Genomic DNA, 17,826 nt, shown 5'->3' with positions numbered 1-17,826 from the left:
TGCTCTAGAATCGCTCTCGATCGTGCGGTACGTCACGCCGCGTGTCAAGGCTCGCGAACCGCCGCGCGTGCGGGCGGAGCTCGCCGACGATGCGCCCGCCGGCGAGCTTGCCGAGGAAGTCGGCGGGGCCGTCGAAGGCCGGCATCTCGACGTACGCGGCGCCCACGCCGGGCCCGTCGTGCGCGTCCGAGCCCGCGGTGGCGGGCAGGCTGTGCCGGGCGGCCAACGCCGCGGCGGCGGCGTTGTGCTCCGCGTCCCCGACCTTGGCGTTGAACGCCTCCACGAAGTCGACGTGGCCCGCCGCGCAGAGGCCGTCCGCCACGGGGCCGGTGCCGGCGCGCACCGGGTCGAAGGCGTGCGGGAGACCGACGAGCCCGCCCTGGGCGCGGATCCGGGCCACCACCTCCGGCAGCGGCAGCACGTACGGGATCCGCTCGGTGAGGAACAGCCCGAGCACCTCGCCGTCCGGCGTCCGGATCTCCTCGCCCACCTCGATCCGCACGCCCAGGTCGCGCTCGCGCGCGGACACCGCGGCGGCGATCTCGTGGTGGTCGGTCACGAACACGACGTCGATGCCGTGCGCGACCGCCCGCTCGGCCAGCTCCGCCATGCCGAGGACCGAGTCGCCGGACGCGACGGTGTGCACGTGGCAGTCGACCCGCACCCAGCCCGGTCTCATGCCGGGACGGCGATGCCGAGCTCGGTGAGCAGGTCCTGGGAGTAGGCGATCCGGCCGGTGAGCAGCGGGTCGCGCGGCCGGCAGAGCGCGAGCGCCGCCTCGGCCATCACCTCCGGTGGCTCGGCGTCCGGGTCGTCCTCCCTGGTGAGGCCGTGGTGGAGGGTGCCGGGGGTGGGCACGACGCGGTTGGGCGACAGGGCGTTGACCGCGACGCCGTCGGCGTGCACCTCGGCGGCGAGGCCCGTGCTGAACCGCTCCACGGCGGCCTTGCACATCCCGTAGACCGTGCCCCCGCGGCCCGCGCGGGTGACCGGCGGGTGGATCGCCGCCCGCGAGGAGACGTTGAGGATCGCGCCGCCGCCCCGCGCGCGCATGCCCGGCAGCACCCGGCGGGCGAGGTCGAACGGCGCGGTCACCTGCACCTCGAACATCAGCGCGAAGCGCTTGTCGGAGAACTCGGTGACCGGCGTGAACCAGGTGACCGCGGCGTTGTTCACCAGCACGTCGACGGGCCCGAGCCCGGCCTCCACCCGCTCCACCAGCGCGGCGCGGTCGGCCGGGCGGGACAGGTCGGCGCGCACGGCCAGCGCCCGCCCGCCCGCCGCCTCGACGGCGGCGGCCGTCTCCGCGATCGTGCCGGCGAAGCGCGACTCGTCGGCGGCCGTGGTGCGCGCCGACACCGCGACGGCCGCACCCTCGGCGGCCAGCCGGCGTGCGATGGCCGCGCCGATGCCCCGGCTTGCGCCGGTGACGAGCGCGACCCGTCCGTCGAGTGCTCCCATGGGCGTTCTCCTCTCCTCATCCCTCGACGTCGGTCACGGCCGTCGCGGGTCCCGGGACGTCGCGGGTGGTGCGCCGCCCCACCAGCGACGTGAGCACGCAGAGTGCCGCCATCACCGCCATCAGCCCGAACGCCCACCGGAAGCCGGTGATCAGGCCGTCGAGTGCCGCGGGCTCGACCCGCGCGATCGAGCCGTCGAGCACGTGGCCGCGCAGGGCAGCGGGCAGCGGGAGGCTGATCAGCGTGAGCGTCACGGCGGTGCTGACCACCACCCCGGAGCTCTGCGCCATCAGCCGCACGGCGTTGGTGATGCCGAGGCGATCGGGCGGCACGTCCTGCAGCATCGCCGTGCTGTTGGCCGGGATGAACGCGCCCGAACCGAGACCGATCACCACCACCGCGGTGATGAGCAGGGGGTAGGGCGTGTCCACGTCGATCACCACGAGCAGCAGCACGAGCCCGGCGAGCGACACGGACGACGCGGCGGCCGCCATCGTCCGGGCGCGCACCCACCGCAGCACCGTGCCCGCGCCCGGCGAGGAGACGATCGAGGCCACCGCGAGCGGGAGCACCTTCAGGCCGGCCTCGCTCGGGGTGTCGCCCTGCACGGCCTGGAAGTACAGGCCCATGAGCAGCACCACCGCGAAGCGCGACATCGTGCCGAGGAACCCGGCGAGCACCCCGACGCCCACCACCGGCTCGCGGAACAGGTGCACGTCCACCACCGGGAACGGCACCCGCAGCTCCACGATCAGGAACACCGGCAGCGCCACGACGAACGCGACGACGCCCGCGATCACCACCGGGTCGGTCCAGCCGGTGGTGCCGCCCTGCGAGAGCGCGACGAGCAGCCCGCCCAGCCCGAGCACCACCAGCACGTTGCCCGCCGGGTCCAGCCGCAGCGGCTCGCCCGAGCGCGGTACCCGCTCCATCACCCGCAGCCCCCAGAGCAGGCACACCACGCCGACCGGCACGTTGAGCAGGAGCGTCCAGCGCCAGCCGAGCTCGGTGGTGACCAGCCCGCCGACGGTCGGACCGAGCATCTGCGCCAGCGAGAACGACGCCATGTAGAAGCCCAGCCCCTGGCCGAGCAGCCGCCGCGGGAACGCGGCCGTCACGAGCGCCGCGCTGTTGGCGATGAGCATCGCCGCGCCCGTCGCCTGCGCCACCCGGCACGCGATGAGCAGCCCCACGTCCGGCGCCGCCCCGGCCAGGAGGCTCGCCGCCGAGAACACCGCGACGCCGGTGAGGTACATCGTGCGCCTGCCCAGCACGTCCGCCAGCCGGCCGAAGAAGATCATCAGCGTGACGTGCGTGAGCTGGAACGACAGCAGGATCCAGCTCGCCGCCACCGGGCCGGCGTCGAGGCCGTCGACGATGGCCGGCAGGGCGATGTTGAGCGAGCTGACGTTGATCCCGGTCATCAACGACGCGAGGCAGACCACGGACAGCAACCGCCACGCGTAGCGGATGCGGTCGCGCTCATCCGACCGGAGGCCGGCCGCCCTGGTCACACCCCGATGGCATCCGCCAGCCGCGCGCGGTGCCACGACGGGTCGCCCAGCCAGAGCCGCGTGGCCTCGGCGCGCTTGAGGTGGAGGTGGGCGTCGTGCTCCCAGGTGAACCCGATGCCGCCGTGGATCTGGATGTTCTCGGCGGCCGCGGCGAAGTAGGCGTCGGAGCAGTAGGCCTTGGCGAGGCTCGCGACCGCCGGCACCTCGTCGGAGGCCGCGGCAACCGCCCACGCCCCGTAGTACGCGGCCGCGCGCGCCGACTCGACCTTCAGCATCACGTCGGCGGCCTTGTGCTTGATCGCCTGGAACGACCCGATCACGCGGCCGAACTGCACGCGCTGCTTCGCGTAGGCCACGGCCATGTCCAGCGCGGCCTGCGCCCCGCCCACCTGTTCCAGCGCCAGCGCCACCGCGGCCTTCTCCAGGGTGCGCGCCACGGTGTCGCCCGCGGCACCGTCGGTGCCGACGAGCCGGGCGGGCGCGCCGTCGAGCTCGATGCGGGCGAGCGGGCGGGTCTGGTCCAGCGTGGGCCGCGCGGTGCGCGTGACGCCTGCCGCGGTGCCGTCGACGGCGAAGAGCGAGAGCCCGGCGTCGGTGCGGGCCACCACGAGCAGCAGGCCGGCCAGCACGCCGTCCGGCACGAAGTCCTTGACGCCGTGCAGCGCCCAGCCCTGCCCGGACGCCTGTGCGGTCGCCTCCGTCGCCTCCAGCTCCCAGCGCCCGGCTGCCTCGGTGACGGCGAGCGTGGCGATCGTCGAGCCGTCGGCGATGCCCGGCAGCAGGTCCTTGGCCGCCTCGTCGTCGCCGGCGTCCAGCACCGCCGACACGGCGAGCACGGCCGTGGACAGGAACGGCCCGGGCAGCACGGCCCGGCCCATCTCCTCGCTCACCACCGCGAGCTCGACGAACCCGGCGCCGCTGCCGCCGTGCTCCTCGGGCACGAGCAGACCCTGCAGGCCCAGCTCCTCGGCCATCCGGCGCCAGATCGCGGGGTCGTGGGCGTCGGGGGTGTCCATGAGGGTGCGCACCGCCGACAGCGGCACCTCGTTCTCCAGGAACCGGCGCACGGCGCGGCGCAGGTCCTCCTGCTCGGTGTCGAACACCAGCTGCATGTCCGTGCCTCCTAGCTGACGGCGGGCTTGAAGATGCGCTCGACGAGCTGGGCGAGCCGGTCGGGCTCCCAGGGGCCGTCCGAGACGACGTGCCTGATCGGGGTCGGCTTGTTGAACAGCTGCACCTCGTAGCCGCGGGCGCCGATCACCTGGCCGGTGAGCCAGTCCGACGCCGTGCCGGCCAGGTACGCGACGATCGGCGCGATGTTGTCCGGCGAGTTCTCGTCGGCGTCCGAGGCGGTGCGCCTGCGGTCGGTGGGGATGGAGGCGGTCATCCGGGTGGCCGCGCCCGGCGAGATCGCGTTGGCGGTGACGCCGTACTTGGCGAGCGCGTTGGCGCAGGAGTAGGTCAGGCCGACGATGCCCATCTTCGCGGCGGCGTAGTTGGGCTGGCCGGGCGCGCCGAAGAGCCCGGACACCGACGTGAAGTTGACCAACCGGTAGTGCCCGTCCGGGTTGCGCTGCTCGCGCCAGTACCCCGCGGCCGGCTTGATCGTGGAGAAGTGGCCCTTGAGGTGCACGCGGATGACGTCGTCCCACTCCTGCTCGGTGAGGTTGAAGATCATGCGGTCGCGCAGGATCCCGGCGACGTTGACCACGACGTCCAGCGAGCCGAACTTCTCCACGGCGGTGCGCACGAGCCGCTCGCCGACCTCCGGGTCGGAGACGTCCCCGCCGTCGGACACGGCCGTGCCGCCGGCCGCGGTGATCTCGTCGGCCATCCGCGCGGCGGGGCCGGTGTCGGCGCCGCTGCCGTCCAGCTCCACGCCCAGGTCGTTGACGACCACCGCGGCGCCCTCGGCGGCGAGCAGCCGGGCGATCCCCGCCCCGATCCCGCGCCCGGCCCCGGTGACGACGGCGACCCGCCCGTCCAGCCGGTGTGAAACGCCACTTCCCTGCACGTGGCCCGAGCCCGCCTGCTCGCTCATCGCACACCTCCCGCCACTGGCTCGCGGGGCAGCCCCAGTGCCCGCTCCGCGATGATGTTGCGCTGGATCTCGCTGGTGCCGGAGAAGATCGTGCCGGCCCGGCTGGCGAGGAAGACGCCCTGCCAGTGGCTGGTCCGGTAGCCGTCGCCCTCCGGCCGCACCAGTGCCTCCGCGCCGAGCAGCTCGGCGGCGATCTCGCCGACGCGCCGCTCGTACTCGCTCCAGAACAGCTTCGAGATCGACGCCTCCGGCCCGGGCTCGCGGCCCTCTGCCAGCTGCGCCATCAGCCGCATCCCCTGGTAGCGCATGATCTCGACATGGGTGTGGCACCACGCCAGCTCCTGGCGGACGCCCGGGTCGCGGTCGCGGCCCTTCTCCCGCGCCAGCTCCACGAGCGCCTCGAACTGCCGGCGGTAGCGCAGGTGCGCGATCGTGGCGCCGCCGCCGCGCTCGTGCCCGAGCGTGGTCATCGCGACCCGCCAGCCGTTGTTCAACCCCCCGATGACGTTGAACAGCGGCGCCCGTGCGCCGTCGATGAACTCCTCGCCGAACTCGGCGGAGCCGGTGAGCTGCTTGAGCGGGCGCGCGTCGATGTTGTTGTCGCGCATCGGCAGCAGCACGTAGGACAAGCCCTTGTGCTTGGGGGCCTCGGGGTCGGTGCGGCACAGGACGAAGATCATGTTCGCCCGGTAGAACCCGGACGTCCACACCTTCTGCCCGGTCACCACGACCTCGTCGCCGACCACCGTCGCGCGGGTCTGCACGCCGCCGAGGTCGGAGCCCTGCTCGGGCTCGGAGAAGCCCTGGCAGTAGACGTCCTCCGCGGTGATGACCCGCGGTAGGAAGTGCTTCTGCTGCTCCTCCGTGCCGTGCACCATGATCGACGGGCCGACCATGCTCTCGCCGAACCCGCGCCGGATGCGCGGCAGCCCGGCCCGCACCAGCTCCTCGCTGTAGATCGCGTTCTCCACCGGGGTGAGCCCCCGGCCGCCGTGCTCCGCCGGCCACTGCGGGCAGATCCAGCCCGCGTCGAGCAGGATCTGCGTCCACTCCGCGTACCGCGGGTCGGCCTCCGCGCGCTCGAACGCCGCGCGGTCGCCGCCGGTCATCGGCGGTGACGTCCAGTCCACCAGGTCGGCGAGGCCTGCGGGGGCGTTGCGGGAGATCCAGTCGCGGACCTCCGCGCGGAAGGCCGCCGCCTCCGGCCCGAGATCGAGTTCCATCCGTTCCCTCCTGATCAGGACGTCACGACGAGCACGTCGAGCGCCTCGACGCACGAGCCGTCGACGCGTAGCGGGTTGATCTCCAGCGTCTGCAGGGCCGTGCCGAGGCCTGCCGCGGCGCCGGCGACCCGCGTGACGACCTCGGCCACCCGGTCCAGGTCGGCGGGGCGGGTGCCGCGGGCCCCGCCGAGCACGGCGGCGCCGCGCAGCTCGCCGAGCATGCGGTGCACCTGCGCGGCGTCCACCGGCAGCAGCCGCAGCGCGACGTCGTGCAGCACCTCGATGAACACCCCGCCCAAGCCGACGGCGAGCACCGGGCCGAACGACGGGTCCACGGTCACGCCGACGAAGAGCTCGGTGGCGGGCGGGCGCATCGGGCTCACCAGCACGCCGTCGACGTCGGCCGTCGCGGCGCGGCCCGCCGCGAGCACCCGCGCGAACGCCGCGCGCACGTCGTCGGCCCCGGAGACGCCGAGCGCCACCCCACCGATGTCGCTCTTGTGCGTGATGGCCGCCGAGCAGATCTTGAGCGCCACCGCCCCGCCGAACCGCTCGGCGGCGGCCACGGCGGCATCGGCGTCGCCCACCAGCTCGGCGGGCACGAGCGGCACGCCGCTCCCGGCGAGCAGGTCGCGCCCGCGGGCCTCCGACCACGACCCGGCCGGCAGCCCGGGCGGGGTCGGCGCCGGGCCGGCGGCGCGGACGGCCGGTGGCTCCCGGCGGGTCTCCTGCCAGCGCAGGGCGTGCCCGACCGCCTTCAGGCCGAACTCGATCCCGCCCAGCGCGTGCAGGCCGTGGCGGTCGAGCAGTGACTGGGCGTAGGGCGAGAGGTCGGTGCACGTGGCGGTGAAGTTGACGACCGGAACGGGGGAGCGGTCGCGGCTCGCGGCGATCGCGGCCACCCGCCGCTCGATCAGCGACGGGTCGGGCGGTTCGACGGCCGGCAGCGCCACCATGTTGAAGACGAAGTCGATGCCGGGGTCGTCGACCACCGCATCCAGTGCGACGTCACCGAGGCCGGCCTGCGCCGAACCGCGGTCGGCGAGGATCACGCCGGTGACGTCGAGCGGGTTCTGCGCGGCCGCGAACGGCGGCAGCACCGCCCGCAGCCGCTCGGTGGTGGCCTCGGCGAACCCGGGGATCGCCACGCCCTCGTCGGTGCTGCGGTCGGCGATGATGTCGCACGCGCCGCCGGACGCGGTGACCACGCCCATCCGCCTGCCCCGGGGCACCTGACCCGAACCGAGGAGCCCGGCCGTCACGAGCAGTTCCTCCAGGCTGCCCACCCGGATCACGCCGTACTGCCGGAACGCCGCGTCGACCACGGCGTCGTCGCCCGCCACCGCGCCGGTGTGCGCGAGCGCGGTGCGCTGCCCGGCCTCGGTGCGCCCGACCTTCAGCGCCACGATCGGTTTGCCCGCCTCCAGCGCGGCCGCGGCCAGCGCGGTGAAGCGGGGCGCGTCGCGCACGGACTCGAGGAAGAGCCCGATCACCCGGCAGTCGTCGTCGGCGACGAGGTGCTCCACCACGTCCGCGGTGGTGATCACGGCTTCGTTGCCCATGGACGTGAGCAGGCTGATGCCCACCTGGTGGGCGCGGGCGAACGCGAGGACGTTGCTGGTCAGTGCCCCGCTCTGCAGCACGATGCCCACCGGTCCTCGGCGCAGCGGCGGCACGATCCCCAGCCCGAACGGCGCCACCGAGCCCGCGGCGTTGACGAAGCCGAGGCAGTTGGGGCCGAGCAGCGTGATGTCCAGCTCCACCGCCCGCTCGACGAGCCTGCGCTCCAGCGCGCGGCCCGCCTCGCCGCCGCCGTCGCCGTAGCCCGACGCCAGCACGATCGCGTTGCGGATCCCGGCCGCGGCCGCGTCCTCCAGCACGCCCTCCACAGCGCGCGTGGGCGCCAGCACGTACGCGAGGTCCACCGGCTCGTCGAGCGCGCGCAGGTTCGGCACGGTGGGCAGGTCGAAGGCGGTGGGCCGGGACGGGTGGACCATGCGCAGCGCGCCGGTGAAGCCGGCCGTGCGCAGGCTGTCGACGATGAACCGGCCCCAGCCGGAGCTGTCGGAAGCGCCGACGAGGGCGACGCTGCGAGGCCGGAAGAACTCCCGCAGCCGTTCCGGGGTGGCGAGCCGCCTGCGTGCGGTGTCGAGGTCCGCCGGTTCTGCAGCGTCGAGCGTCCCTGATCGCGTCATCGCGTCCCCTCCCGGGAGCGGATCTGGATCGGCATCCTAGAACCGCATTCGACTATGGGCGCAGCCGGCGGAGCATGTCAACGCCTTGACACGGGACCGCCGCTGCGGCAACTCTGTCCTAGAATCACGTTCCAAATCAGGTGAAGGGGGAGGCCGGCGATGGCGCTGGACCACAGCCTCGTCGGGGTCGCGTCCGACCCGGTCGAGCGGACGTGGCGGGCCGGCGACGTGATCGTCTACGCCCTCGGCGTCGGCGCCGGGGCGGCCGATCCCACCGAGGAGCTCGCCTTCACCACGGAGAACACCGCGGGCGTCGAGCTGCGGGTGCTGCCCACGTTCGCCGTGCTGGCCGCCCAGGCCCGCACCGGCCGGCGCCTCGGCGACTTCGACCCGGCCAGGCTCGTGCACGCAGAGCAGGCGTTCGAGCTGCACGCGCCGCTGCCCGTCGACGGGCGGGTGCAGGTGGTCTCCACCGTCACCGGCATCGCCGACAAGGGCAGCGGCGCCCTCGTCAGCACCGAGAACACGGCCACCGACGCCGAGACCGGGAAGCTCCTCGTCACCAGCCGCAGCGGGGTGTTCATCCGCGGCGAAGGCGGGTTCGGCCGCTCGGGCCCGGCGAGCGACGACTGGCGGCTGCCGGAACGGGCGCCCGACGAGCAGGTGCGCTACCGCACCCGGCCCGAGCAGGCCCTGCTCTACCGGCTCTCCGGCGACCGCAACCCGCTGCACTCCGATCCCGCGTTCGCCGCCCGCGGCGGGTTCGACCGGCCGATCCTGCACGGGCTGTGCACCTACGGCTTCACCGGCAGGGCCCTGCTGCACGCGCTCTGCAGCTCGGATTCGGGCGGCTCCGACCCGGACCGGTTCGACGCGATGTCCGGTCGCTTCACGAAGCCGGTGCTGCCGGGCCAGGAGCTCGTGGTCTCGATCTGGGGCGACGGCGACGGTGCCGCGCTCTTCCGCACCGCCACCGACGACGGCACCGTGGTCATCGACCGCGGCCGCGTCCGGTTCCACTAGGAGGTTGGGGATGGCAGGACGTGCCGCGGCGATCGTCGGCATCCACGAGCACCCGTCCCGGCGGGTCGACGGGCTGTCCAAGTGGCAGATCAAGGCCGAGAGCGCGGCGGCCGCACTCGCCGACGCCGGGCTCACCCTCGCCGACGTCGACGCGGTCTACGACGCGGGGGAGACCGGGCCGATGGCCGGCATCGCGGTGCCCGAGTACCTGGGGATCTCGCCGCGGCTCGTCGACACCACCGCCGTGGGCGGCAGCTCCTACGAGTTCCACGCCGCGCACGCCGCCCGCGACATCGCCGCGGGCCGGGCGCGCGTCGCGCTGCTGACGTACGGGTCCACCGCGAAGAGCGAATCGCGCGCCATCGGCACCGGCGCCCGTCCCGCCGCCGACCCGGCACCCGGGAACAACATGGAGGTGCCCTACGGCCTGCCGCTCATCGGCAACTACGCGCTCGTCGCGCGGCGGCACATGCACGAGTACGGCACGACGCCCGAGCAGCTCGCCGAGGTCGCGGTCACGACGCGCGCGCACGCCGTCCGCAACCCGGACGCCGTCGCCGGGCTGGCCGCGCTCGGGATCAGGAACACCGGTGAGATCACGGTCGAGGACGTGCTCGGCTCGCGGCTCGTCGCCGACCCGCTGCACGTGCTCGACTGCTGCCTGGTCTCCGACGGCGGCGGCGCGGTGGTGATCGCCGCGGCCGACGTCGCCCGCGACTGCCGCACGGCGCCGGTCTGGATCACCGGTTCCGGCGAGGCGGTCGGCTACCCCGGCAACGGCCGGGACATCACCACCAGCGCCGCGGCGCTCTCCGGGCCGCCCGCCTTCGCCGAGGCCGGGGTGCGCCCCGAGGACGTCGACATCGCGATGATCTACGACTCGTTCACGATCACCGTGCTCGCGCTGCTCGAGGACCTCGGCTTCGCCAAGAAGGGCGAGGGCGGGCCGTATGTCGAGGGTGGGCGCCTGCGGTTCGATCGGCCCGGCGCGCCCGCGCTCAACACCGACGGCGGCGGGCTCTCGTCCAACCACCCGGGAATGCGCGGGATCTTCCTGCTCATCGAGGCCACCCGGCAGCTGCGCGGGGAGTCCACCGCGCAGGTCGAGGGCGCCCGCACCGCCGTCGCGCACGGCAACGGCGGGCTGCTCGGCACCCGCCACGCCGCCGCCACCGTCGTCCTGGAGAGGGGCTGAGAGGTGTCCGAAGAGCCCACGCGACCGCTGCCCGTGCTCACCGAGGCCGACACCGCCGAGTTCTGGCGGGCCTGCGGCGAGCACCGGCTCACCTACGGCACCGCCTCGGACGGTGAGGTCGTGTTCTTCCCGCGCCGCACCGAGGGCGGGACGGTCCACGAGTCGGCGGGCCGCGGCGTCGTCTACACGTTCACGGTGGTGCGCAGGCACGGGCACCCGTACTTCCGGTCCCGCGCCCCCTACGTCGTCGCCTACGTCGATCTCGACGAGGGGTTCCGCATGATGGCGGAGGTCGACGCCGACCCCGCAGCCGTCCACGTGGGGATGCGGGTCGAGGTGGGTTGGGAGGACCACGAGGAGACCGCGGTCCCGGTGTTCCGTCCCGCCCGTACCCTGGCCACGTAGGCTCGCGCGACCGGCGCCCGAGTGGAGCCAGGGTCCCGAGGGAGGCGCCGTGACAGTCCGCAGCGGCCGCAGTGCAGGCCGGCAGTGGAGCACCACCGAGCAGACGCGCGCACAGTTCCTGGACGCTGCACGGGTCGTGTTCGCCCAGCGCGGCTTCGCGGAGGCGAGCGTCTCGGAGGTCGTCGAGCGGGCCGGCTCCAGCGTCGGCAGCCTCTACCACCACTTCGGCGGCAAGGGCGAGCTGTTCACCGCCCTGTGGGAGAGGTACCGCGACGAGCAGCACGAGGTGGCGGCGCGTGCGGTCGCCGCGGCCCGCGCCGAGGGCACCACCGACCCGTTCGCGCTGTTCGAGGCCGGATCGCGCGCGTACCTCGGGGCCACGTGGGCCAACCGCGACATGGTCAAGCTCGTGCACGACGGCGACACCCCGCCCGGCTTCCAGAAGCTGCTGCGGCAGAGCAGCAAGGCGTGGGTGAAGGACAACTTCCGGCTGCTCGGCGCGAGCAACAGCCCGGTCAACCGGGTGCTCGTCGCGCTGCTCACCAGCTTCATGGGCGACGCCCGCCGCGAGATCGCCTCCGCCCGCTCGGCCAAGGAGGCGCAGCAGCTCGTCGACACGATGATGGACGTGCTCGCCCGCATGCGGGTCGTCATCGAGAGCGAGCTCCTCGCCGACGTCGCCCGCTGACCGCGAACGGGGCGCGTTCCGGCGCGCTGGGCGACATATCACACGTGCGTAATCCGCTCTCCTGTGGTCTCATCTGCGGCAGGGAGGTGGTCGCGTGAAGCACCGACAACCGGACCCCATCGGCGCCGACCCCGATCCAGGGGAGGCACCGGGGATCGCGCAGCACCCGAGCGCGATCCCGACGGGGTCCCGGGTCCTGCTTCTCAACGCCACCTTCGAGCCGCTCGCCGTCGTCACCGCGAAGCGCGCCGTCGTCCTGATGCTCACGGGCAAGGCCGAGTGCGTCGAGGAAACCCTCGGCGGCGTCGCCTTCCACTCCGAGAACCTCACCATCCCCGCGCCGTCGGTGATGCGGCTCTCCCGCTACGTGCGCGTGCCCTATCGGCACGCCGTCCCGATGACCCGCGCCGGCGTGCTCCGGCGGGACGGGCGGCGCTGCGCCTACTGCGGCAAGCGGGCCGACACGATCGACCACGTCGTACCCCGGAGCAGGGGCGGCGCCCACACCTGGGACAACTGCGTCGCGGCCTGCCGCACCTGCAACTCCCGGAAGGCCGACCGGCTGATCGAGGAGCTCGGCTGGACGCTCGCCGTGGCGCCCCGGGCGCCCGACCGCGCGGCGGGCGGGATCCTGGTGCTGGCGGTCGAGCCGTTGCCGTCCTGGGAGCCGTGGCTGGGGGAGCGCGCGGCCTGAGAATGTGTGTGACAAGCCCGCATGTGGGCCGCAGACGTCGGTGATCCAGCGGGTCCTGGCCGCCCCGGGCGGCCCGCTCCGCGCTTCTCACACATTCTGAGCCGGGTCAGTCGCGGGCGCGGCGGCCGGGTGGGCGGCCGCGGTCCGGGCGGCCGCGGCGGTGCGGGTTCGCCCGGCTCCAGCGTCGTGGCGGACCGCCTGCCCGGTCGTGGCCGTCGGCGGTGTCGCCGGCCACGAGGGCGGGGGTGAGGATCCGGATCGCGTCGGTGACGGGGCCGACGGTGGCGGCGCCGAGCAGGCTCGGCGCGGCGGCGTCCTCGCGGTCGTCGGTCCGGTCGTGGGTGCGGGCCGGGGCGGGGGTGGGCGCCGTCGGTGTGCGCAGGCCGCGCAGGACGGCGACGAAGAAGGCGACCGCGGCGACGAGCAGCATCGCCACGGCGGTGAGCTCGAGCGCGGCGTCGATCGCGCCGCGGTCGGAGCCGGGTGGCCTCCCCGCGACGATGCGCACGGCGTGCGCGGCGGACAGGGTGGCGAAGGCGATCCCGGTGCGGCGGACCAGGGCCCGCCCGGACCGGGCGCCCGCCCCCAGCGCGATGATCCCGGCCGCCCCGGCACCCGACCACGCGACGACGTCGAGCGTGGCCACGACCCAGCCCGGCGGCATCCGCCCCGGCAGCGCGACGGCGACCGCGGCGATGGCCGCGACGACCGCCATGGTCAGCCCGCCGACGGCGCCCGCCGCCCACCGCCCGGCCCGCCCCGTGACCGGGCCGCGCACGCCGAGCACGAGCAGCCCGAGCGCGCCGAGGACCGCAACGGTGCCCGCCAGCACCCAGATGTTCATCGGGTCCTCGAGCCCGGTGGCCTCCACGAGGAGCGCCACACCCGCGTAGAGGGCGATGGCGCCGGCGATCCGGCCGGTGCGCGCGCTGCCGGTGAGCGCGGCGACGGCGGCGAGGAGGATGGCCGCGGCGAGCCCGGCCGCGAGCGCCAGCACCCCCACCGCCTCGTGCGCCACCGCGTGCCGGCCGTGGATCAGGACCCCCAGCAGCACGGCCCCGGTGAACAGGGCGGCGAGCACGAGCAGGTCGACGGCGAGCGTGCGGCCGATCGGGATCAGGGCGCTGGGGGTGCGGGCGGTGTTGCGCCACTGGGTTCTGGGCAAGGTCGTGACCCCTCGACGTCAGGGGCGGCCGTGACGGCCGGGGGCTGGGGAGCTCCATTCGGGCTTTCGGCAGGCGAGCGGGTCCCGTTACCGATCAACGCCTCGGGTTCCGGCGTATGGCGGCCGCTATCGGCCGTCCGGACGAGAGCGGCCGCGCGTCAGCACGCGACGGGTGAGCAGGGCGGCAGCGCCGTACGCGACGCCGAACCCGGCGAGATCGCCGAGATGCACGCCGTGGCTGCCGTAGATGGTGAGCACGATAGCGCCGATCCGAGTGGTCGCCGCGACCGCGAAGCCGAGGAGCGTGGCCGAGGCCCACAGCAGGGTGAGGACGGAGCGGGGCGTTCGCATCTCACCCGTCCGTGCCGTCGCACGTCTAGGACGGTAGGGAGGCGGGCCGTGCATCACATGGCCCTCACCCGGTCGCGCAGACCCTTCAGCGCCGCGCGCGCTCGTGGTGCGCGCGCTGTGAGCGTGCGGATCCCGTGTGCAGGAGCCGTCGCAGCCCGGCGTCCGATCCCGACCGCCGTCGCGCGGAATGCCCAGCCTCGGGTGAGGACCTCGTCCGTGGTGCTCAGCACGTTCTTGTACCCGAACTCTCCCGCGCCGAGATCGAACGCGACGATCCCGTGCTCGGCAGCGGCCTCAGCCATCAGGAAGTGCAGGAGAAGCCCGGGCGAGTACCCGCCGAGGTCCGGATTGTAGGTCGGGAACCAGCTGGTCAGCACCCGTTCGGAGCGCAACCCGAAGTGCGCGGCGGCCACGCGGTCTCCCGCGTACAGAACCGACAGCGTGCCCGAGCATCCCGGCGCCGTCGTGGTGTGCAGCTCGTCGATGAGGGCGACGGTGGCGGGGTCGGCGAACCGGTCCCATGCACCGAGCTCGGCGTACCGCTCCGACTTCCACCGCATGACGTCGCTCAGGACCGTCCGGTCGTCCGACGCGAAGACGAACCGGACCGGCCCGATCTCACGCTCCATCTTCCGCCGTTTGCGCAGCATCGTGGCCACGAGGCCCTTCGACGCCCGGCGTCGGCCCTCGAAGAACGCCGCGTAGCCGCCACTCAGGTCGATCACCGGCGAGGGGTAGCGGACCACTCGCCTCACGCCGGCAGGCAGCAGCCGCTCGGGTACGTGCTCGAACCACAAGGCGTGTAGTCCGCATCGGGCCGCGAGCTCACGGGCGTGCACGACGGACCGCCCGATCACCGCCTGCTGGTCGGACAGGCCGGCGCCCAATGGCAGGCCGATGCCCGATCCGTCGTCCTCGAACGCGAAGAAGCCGTCCTCGAGGACTGCGACCCGAGCCTGCGGGCGCGCCGTGCTCACCGCGATCGCGTACTCGGGTGCGAGGAACGGGTTGGCAAGAGCCGGGTCGGCGCGCTGCAGCTCCCGCCAGCCCTCGATGTCGTCGGTGCCGAGCTCGGAGGGGCGGGTCGGCTCGAACTGCGATCGGCGCACGATTCCGGGTCCCGTCACTTCCCGGTGACGGCGTGCGCCAGCGTGTCCCGCACGAGCTTGCGGAGATCGGCGACCCCGCGGTCGGGCGACATCACGGTGCGGCGCACCTCGTACCGCGGAGTGGATGCCCCGTTGAGCCCGCGGCGTGTCGTGACCGCGTGCGAGTACCCCGCCCTGCCTGCCGCGGACACGGTGTTCGCCGTGTAGTCGGCGGCCGTCCCGTTCGGGTACGCCAGTACGGGTGCGTCGACGGCGAGCCGTTCCTGCAGTTGCGTGCGGGCCGAGGCCAGGTCGGCCACCTGCTGCTCGACGCTCTCCCGGGAGAGGATCGCGTGGTGCGATGAGTGGGATCCGATCTCCAGGTGCTCGCTCAGCCGGCGTGCCTCGTCCCAGTCCATGAAGTGTTCATCGACGGAGTAGCCGTGCGCCGGATCGAGCAGACCGGTCAGCTCGTCGACGGCAGTCTCGCGGGCCGCGCGGTCGTACCCTTTCAGCCGGTCGGACAGGGCGCGGGCGGCGGCAGCCCGCTCTGTCGGGGTGCCGAGGCGATACGTCCGCCCCTTCCAGGTGATCTTCGGGGCTCGCGCGGTCGCCACGGCCGAGGCCAGCTCCTCCCACCACGCGCGGGTGGTACGCCCGAGGAAGCCGGGTACGAGGAAACACGTGGCGGGCAACTCGAGTTCGCGCAACAACGGCGCAGCGAGCGTGAGGTTGTCGCGGTAACCGTCATCGAACGTGATCGCCACCGCGCGCGGCGGCAACGGACGGCCGGCCGCGAGATCGGTCAGCGCCGCGGCGAGCGGTACGACGTTCGCCACACTCCGCAGGATGCGCAGCTGCCGGGCGAGGCCACGCAGCCCGGCCTCGGGACGGGCCGGGAAACACCACGTGCCTTCGACGTTGTGCCACCCGAGGACGAGGAGCCGGCTGCCCGGGGCCTGCATCATGTGGATATTGCTCCGATCGACTTTGCCGGCAACTGCCCGCCCCGAAGTGGTCGCATCGCCCGGATCGCCTGTTAACGCCTGGTGGGGCGAGATCGACCCGATCGTTCGGCTGGGGGATTCGCAGGGGAGGCACCGCGTGAGCAGTGACGCCGTGGACATCGGGCGGGACGTCGAACGGCCGGTGCGGCGAGCGATCGTCCCGGAACGCGGTCAGCAGCCGCGACAGGCGGAACACAGACGTCCACGATGGCTGAGATGGTTCCGCCGGGCCGCCATCGCCTCGGATCTCCTGGCAGTGGTCGTCTCGGCAGTGCTGTACTCGCAGTGGGGTACCGCCCCGCCTGTCGTCGTTCTGGCGATCGGGGCGTTGGTGTTCGTCCTCACCGTGGCCGCGCTCGGGGTCGCGAGGGCGTGGGATCCGCTGGTGCTCGGCCACGGGTCCGCCGAGTTCAGCCGCCTGCTGCGGGGATTCGTCGGCGCGGCGGTCGTCGTCGCACTCGTCAGCCTCGCGAGCCAGCTGCCGGCCGGCCGGCCGTGGGTGTTCGGGGTGCTCCCGATCGCGGGCGCGCTCGCCACGGCCGGGCGGCTCGGCCTGCGATGGGAGTTGCACCGCCGGCGCCGGGAGGGCGCGGCGATGGCATCCCTGCTGGCCGTCGGTACCGAAGCGGCTGTCGAGACGCTCGTCGCCCAGACGCGCCGGGCCCCCCACGAGGGCTGGGTCGTCGCCGCGGCCTGCACCCCGACGGGCCGTGGTCCCGACGGCGGGTGGCTGCTCGCCGGTGTGCCGGTGATCGGTGATCTCGATGCCGTCGCGGCGCTCACCCGGAGTGGACGGTTCGACGCCGTCAGCGTGGCGCAGGCGACCGGCTTCACGCCGCAGCGGCTGCAGCAGCTGGCATGGGACCTCGAGGACACCCAGACCGAGCTGGTGGTCGAGCCGGGCCTGATGGAGGTGGCCGGTCCACGCCTGCATGTCGCATCCCTCGACGGCCTACCCCTGCTGCGCCTGACCCATCCGACGTTCACCGGTGCCGCTCGCCTGCTCAAGGGGATGATCGACCGTGTCTCCGCCCTGCTGCTGGTGGTGATCACGGCGCCTCTGCTGATCGCGCTGGCGGTCGTGGTGGCATGCGACGGCGGCCCGGTGTTCTTCCGGCAGGTCCGCGTCGGCGTCGGCGGGAGCGAGTTCAAGATGATCAAATTCCGGTCGATGGTCCCGAACGGCGAGGTGCTGCGCGCCCAGCTGCTCGCGCACAACGACGGGGCGGGACCGCTGTTCAAGATGCGCAGCGACCCACGGGTCACGCGCGTCGGACGCATCCTTCGGCGGTTCTCCCTCGATGAGCTCCCACAGCTGTTCAACGTCCTCGGCGGGTCGATGTCGCTCGTGGGTCCGCGCCCTCCGCTGCCGGCGGAGGTGGCCGGTTACGCGCCCGAGGCCCGGCGGCGGTTGCTCGTCAAACCGGGCATGACCGGGCTGTGGCAGGTGAGCGGGCGCAGCGACCTGTCCTGGGAGGAGTCGCTGCGGCTGGACCTCCGGTACGTCGAGAACTGGACTCTCGCCCTGGACGTCCGGATCCTCCTGCTGACGGCGCGGGCGGTGGTCCGGGGTGGCGGAGCGTACTGACAGGGCAGGGCGGGCCGGGGTGTCACCGACGTGCTGGGCCCGCGTAACACGGAGCCCGGCAGGAACGAACCCGGAAACGCTCGATGCAGTTCGGTTGTTCGGCGGCTCGCTCGTCCTTCTCGGGGGCATTCGGGGCCGTGCTCGACGGCGGTGATGCCCGCTGAGCGGCTGCGCCGGAGGACGAACCGC

At 73.8% G+C, this 17,826-nt stretch carries 17 protein-coding genes; 6 read left to right on the top strand and 11 right to left on the bottom strand.

Translation table 11 applies throughout. The features are described from left to right. Nucleotides 1–4: 4 nt before the first annotated feature. From ABEA81_RS01725 to ABEA81_RS01695, 7 genes are read right to left on the bottom strand one after another with little or no spacing between them, the layout of a single operon-like run. Nucleotides 5–679, bottom strand: coding sequence for a PHP-associated domain-containing protein (locus ABEA81_RS01725; protein ID WP_345602740.1), 675 nt, complete (start codon nt 677–679; stop codon nt 5–7). After that, complete coding sequence (locus ABEA81_RS01720; RefSeq protein WP_345602739.1) at nt 676–1,461, bottom strand: SDR family NAD(P)-dependent oxidoreductase; 786 nt, start codon at nt 1,459–1,461, stop codon at nt 676–678. The genes ABEA81_RS01725 and ABEA81_RS01720 overlap by 4 nt, the downstream gene beginning before the upstream one ends. 16 nt (nt 1,462–1,477) lie before the next feature. After that, nucleotides 1,478–2,974: an MFS transporter gene (locus ABEA81_RS01715; RefSeq protein ID WP_345602738.1), complete on the bottom strand. Its 1,497-nt coding sequence runs from the start codon at nt 2,972–2,974 to the stop codon at nt 1,478–1,480. Continuing rightward, nucleotides 2,971–4,086 carry an acyl-CoA dehydrogenase family protein gene (locus ABEA81_RS01710; RefSeq protein ID WP_345602737.1) on the bottom strand — a complete coding sequence of 372 codons (1,116 nt, stop codon included), beginning with the start codon at nt 4,084–4,086 and terminating at the stop codon, nt 2,971–2,973. The genes ABEA81_RS01715 and ABEA81_RS01710 overlap by 4 nt, the downstream gene beginning before the upstream one ends. 11 nt (nt 4,087–4,097) lie before the next feature. After that, the gene (locus ABEA81_RS01705; protein ID WP_345602736.1) at nt 4,098–5,015 is read right to left on the bottom strand and encodes an SDR family NAD(P)-dependent oxidoreductase; all 918 of its coding nucleotides are present in this window, start codon (nt 5,013–5,015) and stop codon (nt 4,098–4,100) included. Continuing rightward, nucleotides 5,012–6,238, bottom strand: a complete 1,227-nt coding sequence (locus ABEA81_RS01700; RefSeq protein ID WP_345602734.1) for an acyl-CoA dehydrogenase family protein — start codon at nt 6,236–6,238, stop codon at nt 5,012–5,014. The genes ABEA81_RS01705 and ABEA81_RS01700 overlap by 4 nt, the downstream gene beginning before the upstream one ends. 14 nt (nt 6,239–6,252) lie before the next feature. Further along, the gene (locus tag ABEA81_RS01695; protein WP_345602732.1) at nt 6,253–8,433 is read right to left on the bottom strand and encodes an acetate--CoA ligase family protein; all 2,181 of its coding nucleotides are present in this window, start codon (nt 8,431–8,433) and stop codon (nt 6,253–6,255) included. A 159-nt stretch (nt 8,434–8,592) separates the two neighbouring features. Between ABEA81_RS01695 and ABEA81_RS01690 the strand changes: the two genes are divergently transcribed. From ABEA81_RS01690 to ABEA81_RS01670, 5 genes are all read left to right on the top strand, one after another. Continuing rightward, nucleotides 8,593–9,456, top strand: a complete 864-nt coding sequence (locus ABEA81_RS01690; RefSeq protein ID WP_345602731.1) for a MaoC/PaaZ C-terminal domain-containing protein — start codon at nt 8,593–8,595, stop codon at nt 9,454–9,456. 10 nt (nt 9,457–9,466) lie between these two features. Further along, nucleotides 9,467–10,651, top strand: a complete 1,185-nt coding sequence (locus ABEA81_RS01685; RefSeq protein ID WP_345602730.1) for a thiolase C-terminal domain-containing protein — start codon at nt 9,467–9,469, stop codon at nt 10,649–10,651. 3 nt (nt 10,652–10,654) lie between these two features. Beyond that, nucleotides 10,655–11,056, top strand: a complete 402-nt coding sequence (locus tag ABEA81_RS01680) for a Zn-ribbon domain-containing OB-fold protein (protein WP_345602728.1) — start codon at nt 10,655–10,657, stop codon at nt 11,054–11,056. A gap of 49 nt (nt 11,057–11,105) precedes the next feature. Further along, nucleotides 11,106–11,744, top strand: a complete 639-nt coding sequence (locus ABEA81_RS01675; RefSeq protein WP_345602727.1) for a TetR/AcrR family transcriptional regulator — start codon at nt 11,106–11,108, stop codon at nt 11,742–11,744. 94 nt (nt 11,745–11,838) lie between these two features. Continuing rightward, on the top strand, nt 11,839–12,438 hold the full coding sequence (locus ABEA81_RS01670; protein ID WP_425570415.1) for an HNH endonuclease: 600 nt from the start codon (nt 11,839–11,841) through the stop codon (nt 12,436–12,438). 106 nt (nt 12,439–12,544) lie between these two features. On the opposite strand, the gene ABEA81_RS01665 is transcribed toward ABEA81_RS01670, so the two are convergent. The 4 genes from ABEA81_RS01665 to ABEA81_RS01650 form a co-directional block, all read right to left on the bottom strand. Continuing rightward, nucleotides 12,545–13,603 (bottom strand): hypothetical protein, encoded by a 1,059-nt coding sequence (locus tag ABEA81_RS01665; RefSeq protein WP_345602726.1) that lies wholly within the window; start codon nt 13,601–13,603, stop codon nt 12,545–12,547. Between the two features lie 126 nt (nt 13,604–13,729). Then, nucleotides 13,730–13,954 (bottom strand): hypothetical protein, encoded by a 225-nt coding sequence (locus tag ABEA81_RS01660; RefSeq protein ID WP_345602724.1) that lies wholly within the window; start codon nt 13,952–13,954, stop codon nt 13,730–13,732. 53 nt (nt 13,955–14,007) lie between these two features. Further along, nucleotides 14,008–15,063: a GNAT family N-acetyltransferase gene (locus tag ABEA81_RS01655; RefSeq protein ID WP_345602723.1), complete on the bottom strand. Its 1,056-nt coding sequence runs from the start codon at nt 15,061–15,063 to the stop codon at nt 14,008–14,010. Nucleotides 15,064–15,077: 14 nt separating this feature from the next. After that, complete coding sequence (locus ABEA81_RS01650; protein WP_345602721.1) at nt 15,078–16,169, bottom strand: polysaccharide deacetylase family protein; 1,092 nt, start codon at nt 16,167–16,169, stop codon at nt 15,078–15,080. A gap of 136 nt (nt 16,170–16,305) precedes the next feature. On the opposite strand from ABEA81_RS01650, the gene ABEA81_RS01645 reads away from it, so the two are divergent. Beyond that, nucleotides 16,306–17,637, top strand: coding sequence for a sugar transferase (locus ABEA81_RS01645; RefSeq protein WP_345602719.1), 1,332 nt, complete (start codon nt 16,306–16,308; stop codon nt 17,635–17,637). Nucleotides 17,638–17,826: the final 189 nt, after the last annotated feature.

This window comes from Pseudonocardia adelaidensis, from assembly GCF_039543345.1.
GTDB classification, from domain to species: Bacteria; Actinomycetota; Actinomycetes; order Mycobacteriales; family Pseudonocardiaceae; genus Pseudonocardia; species Pseudonocardia adelaidensis.
This window is presented reverse-complemented; position numbering and strand designations above follow the sequence as displayed.